Source organism: Vibrio sp. 10N.239.312.D08 (genome assembly GCF_041466145.1).
In the GTDB taxonomy this organism is placed as follows: Bacteria; Pseudomonadota; Gammaproteobacteria; order Enterobacterales; family Vibrionaceae; genus Vibrio; species Vibrio crassostreae_C.
Map to the genome: position 1 here is coordinate 56,051 of NZ_JBFSSD010000024.1, position 18,733 is coordinate 74,783.

An 18,733-nucleotide genomic window follows, 5' to 3' on the forward strand; every position below is an offset into this window, starting at 1 on the left:
CACAGTAACAGCAATACCCGTTACATTAACCCGCATCCCTTTTTGATGGTTCAAAGTATGTTTCATCCTATTTCAGTGTTTGTTGGCCTGCGTTATTTGAAAGGCCGTTCAGGTGATCGCTTTAGCCGTTTTGTTTCTTATATGTCGACAGCAGGTATCACCATTGGTGTGCTGTCTCTGATTACTGTTTTATCGGTAATGAATGGATTCGAAGCGCAGTTAAAAGACCGAATTCTTGGTGTTCTTCCTCAAGCGGTGGTTTATGAGCAAGGTGGCACCACCTCTCTTTCTGCCCAAGCGCCTAATTTTGCAGAGCAAATCTCGCTTAATGGTCACGTTGAACCGATTGTCCGCAGTGAGGCGGTGATTCAGAGTCCGGCTCAGTTATCTGCGGGGCTATTAATCGGTATTGAACCTAATTCAGATGACCCTCTTCAAAACCACTTGATTGCGGGCAGATTGTCTTCACTTCAAGCTGGGCAATATCAGCTATTTCTTGGTCACACCTTGGCGAGAAATTTGAAGGTATCTATGGGTGACAAAGTTCGCCTGATGGTGACCAGCGCGAGCCAGTACACCCCGTTAGGTCGTATTCCAAGCCAACGAAATTTCACCGTTGCCGGTATTTTCAATACAGGTTCTGATATCGACGCTCAACTGATGGTGACGGATATCCAAGATGCTGGGCGTTTGATGCGTTATAAGTCAGACACCATTTCAGGTTGGCGACTGTTTTTTGAAGACCCATTTGAAGTCGCGGAACTATCGAACCAACCCTTACCTGATGGATGGTTGTGGAGCGATTGGCGTGACCAACGTGGCGAGCTGTTCCAAGCGGTTCGTATGGAGAAAAACATGATGGGCCTAATGCTTGGTCTGATCATCGGGGTTGCTGCATTTAATATTATCTCTGCGCTGATTATGGTGGTGATGGAGAAACAATCTGAGGTCGCGATACTTAAAACTCAGGGCATGACTGACGGCCAAGTGATGGGCATCTTTATGGTTCAGGGCGCGAGTAGTGGCGTGATTGGCGCACTATCCGGCGGCGCACTAGGTGTTGTTCTGGCAATGAACCTTAACCCGATTTTAGAAGCGATGGGTGTTGCTCTATTCTCGTTTGGTGGTCAGTTACCTATTTTGATTAACCCAATTCAAATCGCTGTTGTTGTGGTTCTGGCTATTGCACTTAGCCTGATTGCCACTGTATTCCCTTCTTATCGTGCATCGTCTGTGAAACCTGCTGAGGCCCTTCGTTATGAGTAATTTTCTTCAATGTAATGATATCCGTAAAACGTACCGTGAAGGCTCGTTAGATACTGAGGTGCTCAAGGGAGTCAGCTTTGACATCGAAAAGGGTGAGCTAGTAGCAATCATCGGTACCTCTGGCTCGGGCAAAAGTACCTTACTGCATATCTTAGGCGCATTAGACGATGCTTCTGCGGGCAGTGTGAGTTTTCTTGGTCAAGATTTAGCATCTTTGAGTTCGAATAAGCAGGCGAAGCTTCGCAACCAGCATCTTGGCTTTGTGTATCAGTTCCATCATCTTCTATCTGACTTTTCAGCTTTAGAAAACGTGGCGATGCCGTTATTGATTGGCGGCGAAAAGCCCGCTAAAGCAAAGCAAGAAGCACAACGTTTGTTGGACAAAGTTGGATTGAGTCACCGCGTGGACCACCGACCTTCAGAGCTTTCTGGTGGCGAGAGGCAACGTGTGGCGATTGCTCGTGCATTGGTGAATAAGCCTGCGCTAGTGTTGGCGGATGAACCAACCGGTAACCTTGACCATAACACCGCACTGTCTATTTACGACTTAATGCGTGAACTGAACCGTGAATACGATACTGCCTTTTTGGTCGTGACTCACGATGGTGAACTTGCCGGTAAGATGGATCGCCAACTTCACATGCAAGATGGTTTACTGGTCAACGTAGAAAAAGAGGAGAGCTAAGTGTTTTCCTCTTTATCTCTATTGATAGGCGGCCGATTTAGCCGTGCGAAACAACGAGACAAGATGGTGTCGTTCATCTCATTGTCTTCGACGATTGGTATTGCGGTTGGTGTCGCGGTGATCATTATCGGCTTATCTGCGATGAATGGCTTTGAGCGAGAGCTTCAATCACGAGTACTTTCTGTCATTCCTCATGGTGAATTTGAAGGCGTGAATGAGCCTGTGACTCGTTGGGAGCACGTGATTGAGGAGTCGGTTAAGCACGATAAAGTCGTTGCTGCTGCGCCTTATGTGAAAATTACTGCGCTTGCTGAAAAGGGCAAAGAACTCAAAGCAATTGAAGTTCGCGGCGTTGATCCGCAGCTAGAACAACAGGTATCAAGCCTATCGAGTTTTATCGATAAGCAAGCTTGGAGCGAGTTTAAGGCAGGGCAACAACAGATCATTTTGGGTTCTGGTGTAGCGAATGTGCTGGGTGCGAAAGTCGGTGATTATCTGACTTTGATGATTCCGACGGTAAACGGTTCTGTGAAGGTTCAGGCACCAAAACGTGTTCGAGTGAAAGTGGTTGGCTTGCTGACGCTTAATGGTCAGATAGATCACAGTTTGGCGCTAATCCCGATTGGTGATGCTCAGGTCTACGCAAACTTAGGTGAGGCGGTAACTGGGGTTTCTTTGAAAGTGACCGATGTGCTGAACGCGAACTCTATTGTGCGTGAAGTGGGCAATCAGCTTGATGTGTATGTGTATCTACGAAGCTGGCAGCAGAAGTTTGGTTTCTTGTATCGAGATATCCAACTCGTTCGTACCATCATGTATCTGGTGATGGTACTGGTTATTGGTGTGGCTTGTTTCAATATTGTCTCGACGCTAATGATGGCAGTAAAAGACAGAGCATCAGAGATCGCGATTTTAAGAACCATGGGTGCATCAGACGGCCTTGTGAAGCGCATCTTTGTTTGGCAGGGCGTATTCTCAGGCGTGTTAGGCAGTTTAGTGGGCAGTGCAATAGGTGTGCTAGTCGCTCTTAATCTCACGACACTAATCAAAGGACTTGAAAAGTTGGTCGATCACCAGTTCTTGTCCGGTGATATCTATTTTGTCGACTTCTTGCCATCACAACTTGATATGACGGATGTTGTTGTGGTTTCCGGCACTGCGATTGTGCTGAGTTTACTGGCGACATGGTACCCAGCATCACGCGCGGCGAAGTTGAATCCAGCCTCAGTGCTGAGTTCTAAATAGCATTCGCCTAAATAACAGGCCGTCAGTTTTCAGTCGATACAAAAAAGGATCCCAGTGGGATCCTTTTTTATTGAATTCAATTCGTGTTCTTTACGACTTTCGTTACATGCCAATCTTGCAGAGGTAAGTAGCTCATCCGATTTTAACTTGTGTACGTTTTAAGTGAAGCGCATACAAGGTTAGATTGAATAACAAGAAATGGCGTTCAGTGCCTTGCTTGTCGCTTCTTCCAACTTCTTACTACTGAGTAGCGCCATAAACCGCGAATACCAAAGTAGCCAATCATTGCTGAAACCACGCCACAAATCAGACAACCCAATAAGAACGGAGGCCCTATAGTGCTCATTTGCGCCAAGATGAAGTCCCAAGACAATTCGAAATGGAAGGCTTGCGGTGGCACATGCATAACAAACGCCCCGACTTTATAAGCAAAGTAGAAGAGAACAGGCATGGTAACCGGGTTACTGATCCAAACAAGTGCGACAGCTAAAGGCAGGTTAACGCCACATGCGACAGCAAGGCCTGCAGACATAATCATTTGACTTGGTAGAGGGACAAACGCCATGAATAACCCAACAGCAAACGCGCCAGCCGCAGAGCGACGATTAAGGCACCATAAGTTGGGGTTGTACAAAACATTGCCAAAAACTTTCAATGCTTTCTGACGCTTGATTAGATCATGGTCAGGCATAAATCGTTTGATAAACTTTCTTGGCATAGGAGGAAGCTACTCTCTTGTTTAACACTTGGTTCTTGATTTCATTTGCTGCGACAGTTGTGTCTGCCAGCTTCTGGCCTGTGATGCCACATTGGGTTTGGGCACCATTGATGCTGTTGTTACTGCTAGCACCAACAAAGTATAGCGTTTTCCGGAGTGCAAGAGGTCCAGTAACAGCATTGATACTAGTTATCTGCCTAGGGAATGCGATTGAAATACAAACGAGTCGCTTATTCCAATCAGGGCAGAATACTACCATAAATGCGTCGGTTGTTAGCCTTTTTAGTGAAAATAGCCACGGTTTTGAAAGCGTAATAGTAGTCAGATCAATTGGCGGCGAAAAATTAATCTTTCCTCAATTGATAAAATTGCGTTTGTTTACTCCTTTCAAGCTAACGCTTGGAGATGATGTCTATTTATCGGCCTCAATAAAGCCGATATGGGGCAAACTCAACGAAGCCGGCTTTGACCGAGAAAAGTACTTGTTTAGTGCTGGCGTGGTTGCCAATGCAACTTACAGAGCAGATACCAAGTACCGAATTCATTCTAGCACCAACTTACGCGCCCAATGGTTTGAAGCCAGCCTTGAAAGGTTAAGTCTGCTGGCAAATCAAGATCTCATTATCGCTTTGAGTTTTGGATATCGAGACCTTATTCCGCCTCAGCGGTGGGATATGCTTAAAAGCAGTGGCCTGATTCACTTGATGGCTATTTCGGGGCTGCATATTGGGATTGCCTTTGGTATCGGCTATCAGATTGGCAAGATATTAAGGTTACTTTCCCCTTCATTTCTTTGGTTACCTACAATATTCGGGCTCGGCTTGGCGTATTTCTATAGTTGGTTTGCTGGATTCACGCTGCCAACTTTGAGAGCTTTGGTGATGTGCGTTATCGCGAGTTATTTCTTGTGGCGTGGGCAAAATATCAGTTTGCTTCGGTATGTTACTTTAAGTGTGTGCGTGGTTCTGCTGATTTGGCCGTTTTCAGCTTTGTCGAGCAGTTTTTGGTTGTCCTTTGGTGCATTGGGCGCTGTTTTCTATATCGCCTGTAATACTCAGCGCTCAGCTTCAAGCTTTACATTTATCGACCACGCACTCCAACTTATTAAGCTTCAACTGATGCTGACATTCCTTATCGCGCCTTCCTCGATGTTGTTTTTCAAAGGAGTCAGTTTAGTCTCTGTTTTCTACAACTTGTTCCTTTTGCCTTGGGTATCGATGGTGACGATCCCGCTGTTGTTTCTGGCAATGTTTCTAAGCTTAATATCGGAGTCAGTGTCTGGCGTGGTTGGTATAACAGCGCTAGACAATGATTTGGTCAGTCAGCTGTGGAAGTTAGTCGACTTATCGCTTGAGCCTCTCGTATTTAGTCTTCCTTTCTCTGAGCGATTTTGGATCCAAGTAGATAATCAGACGATTGCATTATCAGTATTCCTTATCTTGTTTTTGAGCTTTGTTAGTCGGTATTTCAAGCGAACATTATCGATATTGGTAACTGCAGTGTTTGTGCTGTGGTGGGAGTTCAGCAAACCCCAGCAAGACAAACTAACTATTGATATCTTGGATGTTGGGCATGGGTTGTCTTTGGTCTTGGAAAAGAACAATCAGATTGTTGTTTATGATCTTGGCAATGCGTGGCCAGGAGGCTCGGTTGTTGAGTCTTTGTTGATTCCTACTTTAAACCAGAGGGGGATTTATGAATTAGAAGGCGTGATTGTGAGTCATTTCGATTCTGACCATGCTGGTGGTTATCCGGCGTTACTTGAGAACTATACGCCAAATTGGATACGAACCAGTCAGAACATTATTCAAGAACGCCAATCTACCACTCAAGCCCCGCCTAATATTCAAACATGTACTATTGGAGAGGTTTGGAATTGGCAAAATATAGTTTTTGAGGTGTTGTGGCCTCCAAAGCAAGTGAAGAGGGCGTATAACCCACATTCGTGTGTGGTCAAGATCTCAGATCATAGTGTTGATTTCTCAATGTTGCTCACTGGTGATATTGAGCTGGTAAGTGAGTGGTTACTTGCTCGTGAAGGAGAACAGCTAAGGAGTGATGTTATGTTGGTTCCGCATCATGGTAGCGATTCGTCATCGATTAAGCCGTTTATTGGGGCGGTGTCCCCTCAGCTAGCGATAGCTTCTCTTGCCAAAGGCAATCAGTGGGGAATGCCTAGTGAGTCTGTTATTGAACGCTATCAGGAAGCGGGGAGTACTTGGCTTGATACTGGAGAAAGCGGACAAATAACCATCACTCTTAGCAAAGAAGGTTGGCAATATCATGCGATTAGAGAACAACAAGGCGGGCAGTGGTATAGGCAGATGCTCCGTAAGGGAGTAGAATAGATAGATTATTGTGAGAAAATTAAGCGATTCTATGTCAACACAAACAGATGAAACTACCTGGGTCACATTTAAAAGACTTTGGACTTATATTCGACTATATAAGGCCGGCCTAGGTGTTGCGGTAATTGCGCTTATCATAAATGCCGTTTCTGATACCTATATGATTTCCTTACTAAAGCCGTTACTTGATGAAGGCTTTGGTAATGCTGAATCTGACTTTTTACGCACGCTCCCTATTATTATCTTTGCCATGATGTTTATTCGTGGTGTCAGTGGCTTTGTTTCAACCTATTGTTTGAGCTGGGTCTCTGGCAATGTGGTGATGGAAATTCGTCGTAAAATTTTCAGCCATTTCATGCACATGCCTGTTTCTTTCTTCGATAAAGAACAGACAGGCGCATTGCTATCTCGAATTACTTACGATTCAGAGCAAGTGTCTGCAGCAACCAGTAAGGCGTTAGTCAGTATTGTCCGTGAAGGTGCAAGTATTATTGGCTTGTTGACGCTGATGTTCTGGAATAGCTGGCAGTTGTCTTTAGTTCTATTTGCTGTCGCACCCGTTGTCGCTTGGGCTATTACCATAGTTTCTAAGCGATTCAGAAAGATCTCTAAAAATATGCAGACAAGTATGGGCCATGTGGCGTCGTCTGCAGAGCAAATGTTGAAAGGACATAAAGTAGTTCTAACTTATGGTGGTCAAGACATAGAGAAGCAACGTTTTGATCAAGTTAGTAACCAAATGCGCCAACAGAGTATGAAGTTAGTAACAGCACAAGCAGCCGCTAACCCAATAATTCAGATGATTGCGTCTGTTGCCGTTGTGACTGTGTTGATCTTAGCTAGCTTTGACTCTATTCGAGCTGAGTTAACCCCCGGCACATTTACTGTTATTTTCTCTGCGATGTTCGGCTTAATGCGCCCATTAAAAGCACTAACTAGTGTAACGTCTCAGTTCCAACGCGGTATGGCAGCGAGTACAACTCTATTTGGTTTGATGGATCTAGATACTGAGCAAAACAAAGGGACGTTGAAGCCTGAATCTGTAACGGGTGAAGTTGCAGTAAAAGATGTCACGTTTACTTATGAAGGAGCAGAGAAACCAGCACTTGATAAGGTCAGCTTCAATATACCGAAAGGTAAAACGGTTGCGCTTGTTGGGCGTTCTGGCTCGGGCAAGAGTACCATTGCCAACCTATTTACTCGTTTTTATGATGTAGACTCAGGTTCAATTGAGCTTGACGGCCACGACATTCGTGATTACGAATTGAGAAACCTGCGGGAGCACTTTGCTCTTGTATCTCAAAATGTGCACCTATTTAATGATACGGTCGCGAACAACATCGCTTACGCCGCACACGATGAATATTCCCGCGAACAGATTGAACATGCAGCTAAACTTGCCCATGCGAGTGAGTTTATCGAAAACATGGAAAACGGTATTGATACGGTTGTTGGCGAGAATGGTGGTAATCTATCAGGTGGTCAAAGACAGCGAATTGCGATTGCACGAGCGCTATTGAGAGATGCACCAGTTTTGATTCTTGATGAGGCAACGTCTGCACTGGATACCGAGTCAGAGAGAGCGATTCAATCTGCACTAGAAGAACTGCAGAAAGACAAAACAGTATTAGTTATCGCACACCGACTCTCTACGATCGAGCAAGCTGATGAGATTCTAGTGGTTGATGATGGTCATATTGTAGAAAGGGGCGCACATGCTGAGCTAATCGCGCATGATGGTGCTTATGCACAATTACACCGAATTCAGTTCAGCGGATAAATTAGGTTTTGTTGTGATCGAAAAGATTTGGTTTAACAATCACCCGTTGAAATATCTTCTCTGGCCGCTATTGTGGCCACTGAGTCTGCTGTTCAAATTGATTAGTGGTCAACGTCGTGATGCTTACCTCTCTGGGAAGAAAGAGACCTACCGCCCGCCTTTACCTGTTATTGTTGTGGGCAATATTACCGCTGGTGGAAATGGTAAAACCCCGGTTGTGATTTGGTTAGTAGAAATGCTTCAGGCTCACGGCTTTAAACCCGGAGTCGTATCTCGTGGTTACGGTGCAAAAGCACCAAGCTATCCGTTAGTGTTGAATGAAAATACGCCAGCAGAGCATTCGGGTGATGAACCTCGCTTGATTCGTAAGCGAACTGGTGCGCCAGTCGCAGTCGACCCTGTGCGAGCTAACGCAGTGAAAGCATTGCTGAGCAAAGGTGTTGATGTGATTATCACTGACGATGGCCTTCAGCATTACGCGCTTGAACGCGACATTGAATTTGCAGTTATCGACGGCGCAAGACGCTTTGGTAGCGAATGCCTAATTCCTTTAGGCCCGTTAAGAGAGCCTGTATCTCGTTTAGATGAAGTCGACTTTTTGGTTAACAATGGCGGTAAAGCGCATGGGCGAGAGTTCTCGATGTCTTTGCTTCCAAGCCAAGCGGTTAACCTAAAGACTGGTCAGAAAAGGTCTGTGGCAGAATTACAGAAGCTGGTTGCTTTTGCCGGTATTGGCCACCCACCGCGCTTTTTTAAAACATTGGAAGATCTTGATGGTGATGTGGTATTCACACAGGGTTTCGCCGATCATCAAGATTTTGATAAAGATGAACTTCATGCCTTAGCTAAGAAAGGTATGAATCTGATTATGACAGAAAAAGACGCTGTAAAATGCGAAGAATATGCTCAAGATAACTGGTGGTATCTTCCAGTTTCTGCGCAGTTCGATGAAGATTCGCAACAGCAAATTTTAAAAAGAATAAAAGAGGTTATGGAATACTATGGATCACCGTCTACTTGAGATCGTTGCTTGCCCTGTATGTAAAGGTAAACTAACTTTTGACAAGGATAAGCAAGAGCTTGTTTGTAAAATTGATCGCCTTGCTTACCCAATTAAAGAGGGTATTCCTGTTCTTTTAGAACCTGAAGCTCGCACCGTTTCTATGGATGAGGGTAAGTAATGTCTTATACGGTTGTTATACCTGCAAGATACCAATCGAGCCGTTTACCAGGGAAGCCACTTGCTGACATTGGTGGAAAGCCGATGATTCAATGGGTATACGAACAGTCAATGAAAGCGGGTGCCGATAACGTTATTATCGCTACCGACGACGCTCGAGTTGAAAAAGCGGCTAAAGCATTTGGCGCGACCGTTTGTATGACATCACCGAATCACGAATCGGGCACTGAACGCCTAGCTGAAGTGATTGAAGTTATGAATATTCCTGATGATCATATTATCGTGAATGTTCAAGGTGATGAGCCACTTATCCCACCTTCGATCATTAATCAGGTTGCCAACAATCTTGCTAACAGTACAGCTCCGATGGCAACGTTAGGTGTGGAAATCACTCATGCTGATGAAGTGTTTAACCCTAATGCCGTTAAAGTTGTAACCGATAAAGACGGTTATGCCTTGTATTTTAGCCGAGCAACCATCCCTTGGGATCGCGATGCTTACGCGAACAACGGTACTGCAGCGGAATCTCCTTTGCTTCGTCATATTGGTATCTATGCTTACCGAGCGGGTTTTATCAATACCTACATTAACTGGGAACCAAGCACTCTTGAACGTATTGAGTTCCTAGAGCAATTACGAGTACTTTGGTACGGTGAAAAAATCCACGTAGACGTTGCGGCGGAAGCACCTGCGGCTGGTGTTGATACGCCTGAAGACCTAGAAGCGGTTCGAGCTATTATTGGTTAAGCTTCTTTGAGCGAATTCTTGTTTGCTCTACAAAATGAAAAATCATGAGCCTTGCCTATTGCGAGGCTTTTTTCTATCTATCGAAAAGTGCGCTATCGAAAAGCGCGTGCGTGTCTTATTAACCTAAGCAAACGGATATTGAGATAGTTGCATTGGTTTATGCATCATCAACACGGAATTATCTGAGATTTACCTCGCTCGAGTTCCAATTTTTCTCTATAATATGCCGCCTATAAAGTAGTGGCGAATCGCTAGTACAGAATAAAACTTACGACAAAACGTGGAGTAAAAGATGCCTTCTCAAAGCCCAGTGATTACGGTTGATGGACCAAGTGGTGCAGGTAAAGGTACCCTGTGTATGTTGCTAGCAGATAAGCTAGGCTTTCATCTTCTAGACTCAGGCGCGATCTATCGCGTATTGGCTTTAGCGGCAATTCACCATGGTGTGGATACTGAATCAGAGGATGCTTTAGTACCGCTTGCTACACACTTAGACGTGCAGTTTATTGCTGAAGGCGACTTAGTTAAGGTTATCCTAGAAGGTGAAGATGTGTCTGGTGAACTTCGTAAAGAAGAGACTGGCATGGCGGCTTCAAAAGTTGCTGCTTTACCTCGCGTTCGCGAAGCACTGCTTCGTCGTCAACGTGCATTCAGCGCTGCGCCTGGTTTGGTTGCAGATGGCCGTGACATGGGAACGGTTGTGTTTCCTGAAGCTGAAGCGAAAATATTTTTAGATGCAAGTGCTGAAGAGCGTGCGAGTCGCCGCCTTAAACAGTTGCAACAGAAGGGGTTAGATGTTAAATTTGACGACCTTTTGAGCGAGATCCAAGAGCGAGACGACCGAGATCGTAATCGCCCAGTGGCGCCACTTCGCCCTGCAGAGGATGCTCTAGTGCTTGATTCCACCTCAATGAATATTGAGCAGGTAGTAGAAAAAGCACTACACTATATTGAATCGAAACTGGCTGGGTAATTTCGCCGAGCTAGTACGAACGTTGGTCGCAAGGATGATGACCGGCGAATTTATCAACCCCATGCGGTAGGATACCCATGGACGTTTAATTATTGAAGATTAAATAATGACTGAATCTTTTGCTCAACTCTTTGAAGAGTTTCTATCTGAAACTGAATTCCAACAAGGCAGCATCGTTAAAGGTACTGTAGTAGCTATCGAGAACGGTTTCGTTCTTGTAGACGCTGGTCTTAAGTCTGAATCTGCTATCCCTGCTGAACAATTCAAGAACGCTGCTGGCGAACTTGAAGTTGAAGTTGGTGCTGAAGTAGACGTAGCTCTAGACGCTGTTGAAGATGGTTTCGGTGAAACTCAACTTTCTCGTGAGAAAGCTAAGCGTCACGAAGCTTGGATCGTACTTGAGAAAGCTTGCGAAGAAGCTGAAACTGTTGTTGGTATCATCAACGGTAAAGTTAAAGGCGGTTTCACTGTTGAACTTAACGGTATCCGTGCTTTCCTTCCTGGTTCTCTAGTAGACGTACGTCCTATCCGTGACACTGCTCACCTAGAAAACAAAGAGCTAGAGTTCAAAGTAATCAAGCTAGACCAGAAGCGTAACAACGTTGTTGTTTCTCGTCGTGCTGTTATCGAATCTGAAAACAGTGTTGAGCGTGACGAACTTCTTGAAACTCTACAAGAAGGTACTGAAGTTAAAGGTATCGTTAAGAACCTTACTGACTACGGTGCATTCGTTGACCTTGGCGGTGTTGACGGTCTTCTACATATCACAGATATGGCTTGGAAGCGCGTTAAGCACCCATCAGAGATCGTTAACGTTGGTGACGAAATCCTAGTTAAAGTTCTTAAGTTCGATCGTGAGCGCACTCGTGTTTCACTAGGTCTTAAGCAACTAGGCGAAGATCCATGGGTAGCAATCGCTAAGCGTTACCCAGAAGGTCACAAGCTTTCTGGTCGTGTTACAAACCTAACTGACTACGGCTGCTTCGTTGAAATCGAAGAAGGCGTTGAAGGTCTAGTACACGTTTCTGAAATGGATTGGACTAACAAGAACATCCACCCTTCTAAAGTTGTTAATGTTGGCGACGAAGTTGAGGTTATGGTTCTTGATATCGACGAAGAACGTCGTCGTATCTCTCTAGGTCTGAAACAGTGTAAAGCTAACCCATGGCAGTCATTTGCAGAAATGCAAGCTAAGGGCGACAAAGTTACTGGTAAGATCAAGTCTATCACTGACTTTGGTATCTTCATCGGTCTAGAAGGCGGTATCGACGGTCTTGTACACCTATCTGACATTTCTTGGAACGCTGCCGGCGAAGAAGCTGTACGTGAATACAAGAAAGGCGACGAAATCTCTGCTGTTGTTCTAGCAGTAGATGCAGAGCGTGAGCGTATTTCTCTTGGCGTTAAGCAAATGGAAAACGACCCGTTCAACGCATACGTTGCTGACAACAAGAAAGGTGTTCTTGTAAACGGTACTGTTACTGCAGTTGACGCGAAAGGCGCTACTATCGAGCTAATCGAAGGCGTTGAAGGTTACATCCGCGCTTCTGAAGTTTCTCGCGACCGTATCGAAGATGCATCTCTAATCCTAAGCGTTGGCGACAGCGTTGAAGCGAAGTTCACTGGTGTAGACCGCAAGAACCGCGTAATCAACCTATCTATCAAAGCTAAAGATGAAGCTGATGAGCAAGAAGCAATGGCTTCACTGAACAAGTCTGAAGAAGGCGCGTTCGGTAACGCAATGGCAGACGCATTCAAAGCTGCTAAAGGCGAATAATAGCTTCTCATTAAGAGAATTATAGCTATCTAGCCAAGAAAGGAGCCGTAAGGCTCCTTTTTTTTTGCTTATTTTTCCGATAGGTCTATAATTTCTAAAAAGAAAACCAACGAGGGTAACTATGACTAAGTCTGAATTGATTGAGAGACTGTGCGCTGAGCAAACGCATCTTTCTGCAAAAGAAATTGAAGACGCTGTAAAAGACATTTTAGAGCATATGGCTTCAACACTAGAAAGTGGTGATCGAATCGAAATTCGCGGTTTTGGCAGCTTTTCTCTGCATTATCGTGAGCCTCGTGTTGGACGTAACCCAAAGACTGGTGACAAGGTTGAGTTAGAAGGTAAATACGTTCCTCACTTCAAACCAGGTAAAGAGCTGCGTGAACGAGTAAACTCAGGAATGTAGCCTACTTATCGGAATTAAGAAAAGCGGCATACTATAATGTATGCCGCTTTTTTATGACCATAATATGGTGGTCTGATTAGTAATTTTCCTGCATAATCGTACAGCTAACCAACCAATGAGTGATGAACTATGAAAATTATAAAAATAGTCGCCGTTATCGCACTTTTCCTAATTGCACTGGCTTTAGGCTCTCAAAACCAAACAACTGTGAATTTCAACTATCTGCTAGCGCAAGGTGACTTCCACCTATCAAGTTTATTAGGTGTTGTATTCGTTTCAGGCTTCGCCCTTGCTTGGTTAGTCTTTGGTAATATGCACATGCGGTCTCAGCTAAAAATTCATCGCTTGAAGAAGCAACTCAATAAGCAATCAAAGCAGGTCCCTGCTGATACTAAAGCTTAAAGGCTATATTTGATGTTAGAGTTACTGTTCTTACTTTTGCCCATCGCAGCCGCTTATGGCTGGTATATGGGTAATCGTAACGCTCAGCAAGAAAAACAAAAGCAATCACACCAGATCTCCCGTCAATACGTGACGGGTTTGAACCTATTACTGTCAGATCAATCTGACAAAGCGGTTGATCACTTTATTGAACTGCTTCAAGTAGACAATGAAACCATCGATACTCACTTGGCTTTGGGCAACTTGTTCCGCTCAAGAGGCGAAGTCGACCGCGCTATTCGTATTCACCAAAATCTCATCTCTCGTTCGGGGCTTACCCTCGATCAGAAAAATCTCGCACTGCAACAATTAGCTAAAGACTACATGGTCTCTGGCTTCCTTGATCGCGCTGAAAAAATCTTTGAACAACTTGTAGAAGAACCTGACCATAAAGAGGGCGCTTTACAGCAGTTGGTGGCTATTTATCAGCAGACCCGTGAGTGGAACAAGGCTATCCATTACGGAAATATCTTAGTTAAGCTCGGCAAGAAAAAAATGAAGATGCGTGCCACAGTCGCGCATTTCTGGTGTGAGCTTGCAATGCAAGAACAAGCCGATGGTAATCGTTCTAAAGCGCTTCAGCATTTTAAGAAGGCGCTTTCTGAAGACCCTAAATGTGTTCGCGCAAGTATCGCACTAGGGAAGTTTCACTTAGCGAACGAAGATTACCAAAAGACAATTGATTGTCTTGAATCGGTACTTGAACAAGATATCGATTTTATCAGTGAGGTGTTGCCAACCCTTGCTGAGTGTTACCACAAGCTTGGACAAGAAGCTCAATTGGTCGAGTTCCTCAAAGCGTGTATTCAGAAGAAAGCCGGTGTATCTGCCGAACTGATGTTGGCGCAATTGGTTGCTCACCATGAAGATGTAGGCTCTGCTCAAGAGTTACTGACAAAGCAGCTTGTTAAAAATCCAACCATGAAAGGTTTTTATCGATTAATCGATTACCACCTAGCGGAAGCAGAAGAAGGCCGAGCAAAAGACAGCTTAACCACACTTCAATCTATGGTTGGTGAACAGCTTAAGGTTAAGCCTCATTACCGTTGTCGTCAGTGTGGTTTCTCGACACACTCTTTGTATTGGCACTGCCCTTCATGTAAAGGGTGGGGGACGATCAAGCCTATTCGTGGGCTTGATGGTGAATAGATTTGTGGTCACTTTAAGACCAAATTATTAATTGCAGCTTTCGGGCTGCATTTTTATGACTGTTATTTATCACCTGCTTAGGTGATTAGAAATTTTTAGAAAGTTAACTGCGTTAGGAGATGAAATGAACGACCAAAAAATCATTGTAGCCTTGGATTATGATAATCAAGCGGATGCGTTAGCCTTTGTCGATCGAATTGACCCAGCATCTTGCCGCCTAAAAGTGGGCAAAGAGATGTTTACCCTGTTTGGCCCTGAATTTGTTCGTGAATTACATAAGCGTGGTTTCTCAGTATTTTTAGACCTTAAATTCCACGACATCCCGAACACATGTTCAAAAGCAGTCCGTGCTGCCGCTGAACTGGGTGTTTGGATGGTGAACGTACACGCAAGTGGCGGTGAGCGTATGATGACGGCTTCTCGCGAAATCTTAGAACCTTATGGCAAAGATCGTCCACTGTTAATCGGTGTAACGGTACTCACCAGTATGGAGCAATCTGACTTAGCGGGTATCGGTCTGGATCTTGAACCACAACAACACGTGATGCGCTTGGCTTCTCTAACGAAAAACTCTGGCTTAGACGGTGTTGTATGTTCTGCACAAGAGGCTTCTTTGCTTAAAGGTGCACTTGGTCAAGAGTTCAAGCTAGTTACTCCAGGTATTCGTCCTGTCGGCGCAGATGTTGGTGACCAGAAGCGCATCATGACGCCTTCTAAAGCGATTGAATCAGGTTCAGACTACCTTGTTATTGGTCGTCCGATTACGCAAGCGATAGACCCTGCTGCTGTACTTGCAGAGATCAACGGTACGCTTGCTTAAGTCTATATTTGGATTGAGATATAAATAAAGAAGGCCAGCAAATTGCTGGCCTTAATTTTTTAGTCTGGATTAGTCTAAACTGGGCTGAATGTTCTGTGTGGAGCCTAAACCGGAGCACCACTATGGAATTTGAAGTCGCTGTCTTCTGAAGTGATAAGATCAGCTTCTACTTGAGCAAAATGCGAAATACGCTCTGAAATATCTTTCCCTGCGATCTGTTCTGCTAGCTCAAGGTAATCTTGGTAGTGGCGAGCTTCTGAACGAAGTAGAGACACGTAAAACTTCTCCATGTCTTCTTCCAAGAAAGGAGCCAATTTAGCGAAGCGCTCACAAGAGCGAGCTTCAATAAACGCACCGATGATAAGCTTATCAACCAGAGCATCAGGCTCGTAAGTCTTAACTTGTTTGATCAAGCCCTTAGCGTAACGACCCGCCTCGATTGGCTGGTAAGTCACGCCTTTCTTCTCCATCAACTCCATGACTTGGTAGAAGTGATGCAGCTCTTCTTTGATCAGTAAAACCATCTTATCGATTAGGTCAGCACCGTAATTACAGCCTTCTTTCGCTGTGATTTGCTTGGATACGTTGCTTTTACCACGCAGAGACTCTAAGTCTCCGATACGACGGTAAGCAAATTGCTCGTATGGCAAAATCCATTCATTCAGTTGCTTCGCGCTTTCTTTATCGACGGCGTACTTGCGAATAAGGAATAAAGCACTCTGTGCCGCCTTAAGTTCACACAGCATGTGATCGCGTAGAATGATGTGAAGATTTTCTGGCTTTTTGGCTTCATCTATCCATGAATCTGGCGTTTCGGCTTTAAGAAAAGAGTGGATTGGAGCGAGTAATTCTTGATACATGGTCAGGGAAAGTTTGTTGATAATGCGGGGATTTTATCACAGCTCAAGAGATCTCCCTATACAGAGAAAGGAAATTCAACAGCTACAAAAAAGGCCGCCTATTTAATGTAAATAAGGCGGCCTTTAAGTGTTGAGTTAGACTGTTACCATTTCTTCTTCTGACCGAAGAGGGCATCCATATCGTCTTCTCGTTCTTTAGATTCCATCTGCTGCAAATCTTGAGCGTTTTTGTCTTGGCGTTTCTGGTCAAGCTCGTTAAGCATCTGTTGAAGCTTTTCTTTGGCTTGATTAGAGTACGAGTCGTTCTTAGTCGCCAAAGCATCAATACCTTTGCGTAATAGCTGAATCGCTGTTCCCGGTTGTCCGCGAGAAATCGAATCGTTTGCACGTTTGATAACATTTTCAATGTTAATACGGATTTGAATTGTTTCTAGGCGAGCATTTTCAACCACATAAGCTTGAGTCTCGAAACGGCCTTTATTGTGCTCGTTGCGCACCGTATCACGCAGGCGTTTAACTAACTTAAGCATCATGATCGCTTGCTTGTCACTACTTGGTACGCGGAAAGCGGTACTCTCGCCACCTTTGTAGTTCTCTTTTAGCTGAGTGATTTGTTGTTTTACGCTTTCAATGCGTTGGGCAAGCTGCTTATTTTTTGGATCGAGTTGATACATGTTTTCTAATGCATCAAGAATTCGATTGTTTAAGCATACAAGAAGATCTTGGCTAAACGGCATGTGATGAGCGTTGCCAATCAGTTCTTCTGTACCGTCAATAATGGTTAGATAACGAGAAGCTTCCTGTTTCTTCGCTGTTTCTACCTTAACTTTATATTGAAGCATGATGTTGTAGCCTAAAACTAACACCAAAAGAACGGCTACTAAGACGATTATTAAACCAATATTCATATATTTGAGTCTGCTTATTATTTTTCTATAGCTAACTGGAGAGGATACACGATTCCATTGTGTATCGGCACTCGTAAATTGCAATTTCTGATTATCTCTTGTTGAGCGAAATCGGCAATCAAAACTTACCAACTAATGTATGAGAATGAGGGTTGGGTTGCAAAGCGTTAGTGATGTTTTTGTTTGTTAAGCTAGAAAAACTCAATTTTCCTGTCATTTTTGTGTTCGAAGCGTTATAACTATTAATTATATTACACGCGACTATAACGCTCTCTTTGCAAATAAGTTAGCACAGAAATGAGTAAAGGATTACGAGGTTAGATATGAAGTTACAGCAACTGAAGTACATTGTTGAGGTTGTAAACCATAACCTAAATGTTTCAGCTACAGCAGAGAGTTTGTACACATCTCAGCCTGGCATTAGTAAGCAAGTTAGATTACTTGAAGACGAACTAGGCATTCAGATTTTTGAGCGTAGCGGCAAGCATCTAACGCAGGTTACCCAAGCGGGTCAGGATATCATTCGCATCTCACAAGAGATCTTGGCTCGTGTTGAGAGTATTAAAGCAGTAGCGGGTGAGCATACTCATCCTGAGATGGGCACATTGAACATTTCGACTACGCATACTCAAGCTCGCTATGCACTCCCTGATGTGATCAAGGGCTTTACCGCGCGCTATCCAAAAGTGTCACTTCACATGCACCAAGGCACGCCTAGCCAAATGTCAGAAGCTGTCGCTAAGGGGACGGCGAATTTTGCTATCGCAACGGAGGCCCTTCACCTCTATCAAGATGCGATTATGCTGCCGTGTTATCACTGGAATCGTTCAATCGTCGTGACTAAAGACCATCCTCTGGCACAAAAGCGAAATATTACGATAGAAGATCTTGCGGCCTACTCTCTAGTGACTTACGTATTTGGTTTTACGGGGCGTTCTGAGTTAGATACCGCTTTCAATAAAGTCGGTTTAACACCTCGCGTTGTGTTTACAGCAACTGATGCAGACGTAATCAAAACCTACGTTCGTATGGGCATTGGTGTTGGTGTAATTGCAAGTATGGCTATTGACCACGAGCAAGATACTGATTTGGTTGCGATTGATGCGAGCCATCTATTTGGTGCGAGCACAACCAGCATTGGTTTTAGAAAAGGCACCTTCTTGCGTTCTTACATGTTTGATTTCATGGAGCGTTTTGCACCGCACTTAACTCGCCCTGTGGTTGAACAAGCTATCTCTTTAAAATCGAATGATGAGATCGAAGAGATGTTTAAGGATATCGATCTGCCGGTGAGATAGTGATTAGAACATTACAAGACTAGAAGCTCGGAAGCATTTCTAAATTTTAAATCGGTCTGTTATCAGGCCGGTTTTTGTTTGTGCGCCGAGCATGGCGTTGATCTAGGAGGTGAAAGTCCTCTACGGGCTCAG

18 protein-coding genes are annotated in these 18,733 nt (G+C 44.4%); 15 read left to right on the plus strand and 3 right to left on the minus strand.

Features of this window, described 5'->3' with window-relative positions; all coding sequences use genetic code 11:
- Positions 1-57 precede the first annotated feature (57 nt).
- Genes lolC through lolE form a run of 3 tightly spaced genes read left to right on the plus strand, consistent with a single transcriptional unit; the run spans position 58 to position 3,196 of the window.
- On the plus strand, positions 58-1,266 hold the full coding sequence (lolC, locus tag AB6D58_RS14075; protein WP_372157579.1) for a lipoprotein-releasing ABC transporter permease subunit LolC: 1,209 nt from the start codon (positions 58-60) through the stop codon (positions 1,264-1,266).
- A complete protein-coding gene (gene lolD / locus AB6D58_RS14080) occupies positions 1,259-1,951 on the plus strand; it encodes a lipoprotein-releasing ABC transporter ATP-binding protein LolD (RefSeq protein ID WP_017060230.1) in 693 nt (230 codons plus the stop codon). The genes lolC and lolD overlap by 8 nt, the downstream gene beginning before the upstream one ends.
- Positions 1,952-3,196 (plus strand): lipoprotein-releasing ABC transporter permease subunit LolE, encoded by a 1,245-nt coding sequence (gene lolE / locus AB6D58_RS14085; protein ID WP_017072111.1) that lies wholly within the window; start codon positions 1,952-1,954, stop codon positions 3,194-3,196.
- A gap of 205 nt (positions 3,197-3,401) precedes the next feature.
- Here the strand turns inward: lolE and AB6D58_RS14090 are convergent, their stop codons facing one another.
- Positions 3,402-3,914, minus strand: a complete 513-nt coding sequence (locus tag AB6D58_RS14090; protein WP_017060232.1) for a DUF2062 domain-containing protein — start codon at positions 3,912-3,914, stop codon at positions 3,402-3,404.
- Positions 3,915-3,931: 17 nt separating this feature from the next.
- Between AB6D58_RS14090 and AB6D58_RS14095 the strand changes: the two genes are divergently transcribed.
- From AB6D58_RS14095 to pyrF, 11 genes are all read left to right on the plus strand, one after another.
- Positions 3,932-6,262: a DNA internalization-related competence protein ComEC/Rec2 gene (locus AB6D58_RS14095; RefSeq protein ID WP_372157581.1), complete on the plus strand. Its 2,331-nt coding sequence runs from the start codon at positions 3,932-3,934 to the stop codon at positions 6,260-6,262.
- A 31-nt stretch (positions 6,263-6,293) separates the two neighbouring features.
- Positions 6,294-8,042, plus strand: coding sequence for a lipid A ABC transporter ATP-binding protein/permease MsbA (msbA, locus tag AB6D58_RS14100; RefSeq protein ID WP_065584348.1), 1,749 nt, complete (start codon positions 6,294-6,296; stop codon positions 8,040-8,042).
- Between the two features lie 13 nt (positions 8,043-8,055).
- Positions 8,056-9,063, plus strand: a complete 1,008-nt coding sequence (gene lpxK / locus AB6D58_RS14105) for a tetraacyldisaccharide 4'-kinase (RefSeq protein ID WP_029235494.1) — start codon at positions 8,056-8,058, stop codon at positions 9,061-9,063.
- Positions 9,044-9,223, plus strand: coding sequence for a Trm112 family protein (locus AB6D58_RS14110; protein ID WP_004736429.1), 180 nt, complete (start codon positions 9,044-9,046; stop codon positions 9,221-9,223). Before lpxK ends, AB6D58_RS14110 begins: the two co-directional genes overlap by 20 nt.
- On the plus strand, positions 9,223-9,969 hold the full coding sequence (kdsB, locus tag AB6D58_RS14115) for a 3-deoxy-manno-octulosonate cytidylyltransferase (protein WP_372133369.1): 747 nt from the start codon (positions 9,223-9,225) through the stop codon (positions 9,967-9,969). Before AB6D58_RS14110 ends, kdsB begins: the two co-directional genes overlap by 1 nt.
- A gap of 292 nt (positions 9,970-10,261) precedes the next feature.
- A complete protein-coding gene (gene cmk / locus AB6D58_RS14120) occupies positions 10,262-10,942 on the plus strand; it encodes a (d)CMP kinase (RefSeq protein WP_017060237.1) in 681 nt (226 codons plus the stop codon).
- 106 nt (positions 10,943-11,048) lie between these two features.
- Positions 11,049-12,719, plus strand: coding sequence for a 30S ribosomal protein S1 (gene rpsA, locus AB6D58_RS14125; protein WP_010439921.1), 1,671 nt, complete (start codon positions 11,049-11,051; stop codon positions 12,717-12,719).
- A 121-nt stretch (positions 12,720-12,840) separates the two neighbouring features.
- On the plus strand, positions 12,841-13,125 hold the full coding sequence (ihfB, locus tag AB6D58_RS14130) for an integration host factor subunit beta (protein WP_017060238.1): 285 nt from the start codon (positions 12,841-12,843) through the stop codon (positions 13,123-13,125).
- A 129-nt stretch (positions 13,126-13,254) separates the two neighbouring features.
- Complete coding sequence (locus AB6D58_RS14135; RefSeq protein ID WP_017060239.1) at positions 13,255-13,527, plus strand: LapA family protein; 273 nt, start codon at positions 13,255-13,257, stop codon at positions 13,525-13,527.
- Positions 13,528-13,539: 12 nt separating this feature from the next.
- The gene (gene lapB, locus AB6D58_RS14140; RefSeq protein WP_017060240.1) at positions 13,540-14,715 is read left to right on the plus strand and encodes a lipopolysaccharide assembly protein LapB; all 1,176 of its coding nucleotides are present in this window, start codon (positions 13,540-13,542) and stop codon (positions 14,713-14,715) included.
- 124 nt (positions 14,716-14,839) lie between these two features.
- Positions 14,840-15,535: an orotidine-5'-phosphate decarboxylase gene (gene pyrF, locus AB6D58_RS14145; RefSeq protein WP_017060241.1), complete on the plus strand. Its 696-nt coding sequence runs from the start codon at positions 14,840-14,842 to the stop codon at positions 15,533-15,535.
- A 104-nt stretch (positions 15,536-15,639) separates the two neighbouring features.
- On the opposite strand, the gene miaE is transcribed toward pyrF, so the two are convergent.
- Complete coding sequence (gene miaE / locus AB6D58_RS14150) at positions 15,640-16,395, minus strand: tRNA isopentenyl-2-thiomethyl-A-37 hydroxylase MiaE (protein WP_017060242.1); 756 nt, start codon at positions 16,393-16,395, stop codon at positions 15,640-15,642.
- 143 nt (positions 16,396-16,538) lie between these two features.
- On the minus strand, positions 16,539-17,303 hold the full coding sequence (locus tag AB6D58_RS14155; protein WP_017060243.1) for a hypothetical protein: 765 nt from the start codon (positions 17,301-17,303) through the stop codon (positions 16,539-16,541).
- A 323-nt stretch (positions 17,304-17,626) separates the two neighbouring features.
- Between AB6D58_RS14155 and cysB the strand changes: the two genes are divergently transcribed.
- Positions 17,627-18,601, plus strand: coding sequence for an HTH-type transcriptional regulator CysB (cysB, locus tag AB6D58_RS14160; RefSeq protein WP_136983019.1), 975 nt, complete (start codon positions 17,627-17,629; stop codon positions 18,599-18,601).
- The last annotated feature ends 132 nt before the right edge of the window (positions 18,602-18,733 follow it).

Coding starts and splice junctions, on each gene's coding strand:
- kdsB (WP_372133369.1), top strand. CDS start 9,223: ATGTCTTATACGGTTGTTATACCTGCAAGATACCAATCGAGCCGTTTA.
- lapB (WP_017060240.1), top strand. CDS start 13,540: ATGTTAGAGTTACTGTTCTTACTTTTGCCCATCGCAGCCGCTTATGGC.
- miaE (WP_017060242.1), bottom strand. CDS start 16,395: ATGTATCAAGAATTACTCGCTCCAATCCACTCTTTTCTTAAAGCCGAA.
- pyrF (WP_017060241.1), top strand. CDS start 14,840: ATGAACGACCAAAAAATCATTGTAGCCTTGGATTATGATAATCAAGCG.
- lolD (WP_017060230.1), top strand. CDS start 1,259: ATGAGTAATTTTCTTCAATGTAATGATATCCGTAAAACGTACCGTGAA.
- AB6D58_RS14135 (WP_017060239.1), top strand. CDS start 13,255: ATGAAAATTATAAAAATAGTCGCCGTTATCGCACTTTTCCTAATTGCA.
- AB6D58_RS14090 (WP_017060232.1), bottom strand. CDS start 3,914: ATGCCAAGAAAGTTTATCAAACGATTTATGCCTGACCATGATCTAATC.
- rpsA (WP_010439921.1), top strand. CDS start 11,049: ATGACTGAATCTTTTGCTCAACTCTTTGAAGAGTTTCTATCTGAAACT.
- AB6D58_RS14155 (WP_017060243.1), bottom strand. CDS start 17,303: ATGAATATTGGTTTAATAATCGTCTTAGTAGCCGTTCTTTTGGTGTTA.
- cysB (WP_136983019.1), top strand. CDS start 17,627: ATGAAGTTACAGCAACTGAAGTACATTGTTGAGGTTGTAAACCATAAC.
- AB6D58_RS14110 (WP_004736429.1), top strand. CDS start 9,044: ATGGATCACCGTCTACTTGAGATCGTTGCTTGCCCTGTATGTAAAGGT.
- msbA (WP_065584348.1), top strand. CDS start 6,294: ATGTCAACACAAACAGATGAAACTACCTGGGTCACATTTAAAAGACTT.
- lolC (WP_372157579.1), top strand. CDS start 58: ATGTTTCATCCTATTTCAGTGTTTGTTGGCCTGCGTTATTTGAAAGGC.
- cmk (WP_017060237.1), top strand. CDS start 10,262: ATGCCTTCTCAAAGCCCAGTGATTACGGTTGATGGACCAAGTGGTGCA.
- ihfB (WP_017060238.1), top strand. CDS start 12,841: ATGACTAAGTCTGAATTGATTGAGAGACTGTGCGCTGAGCAAACGCAT.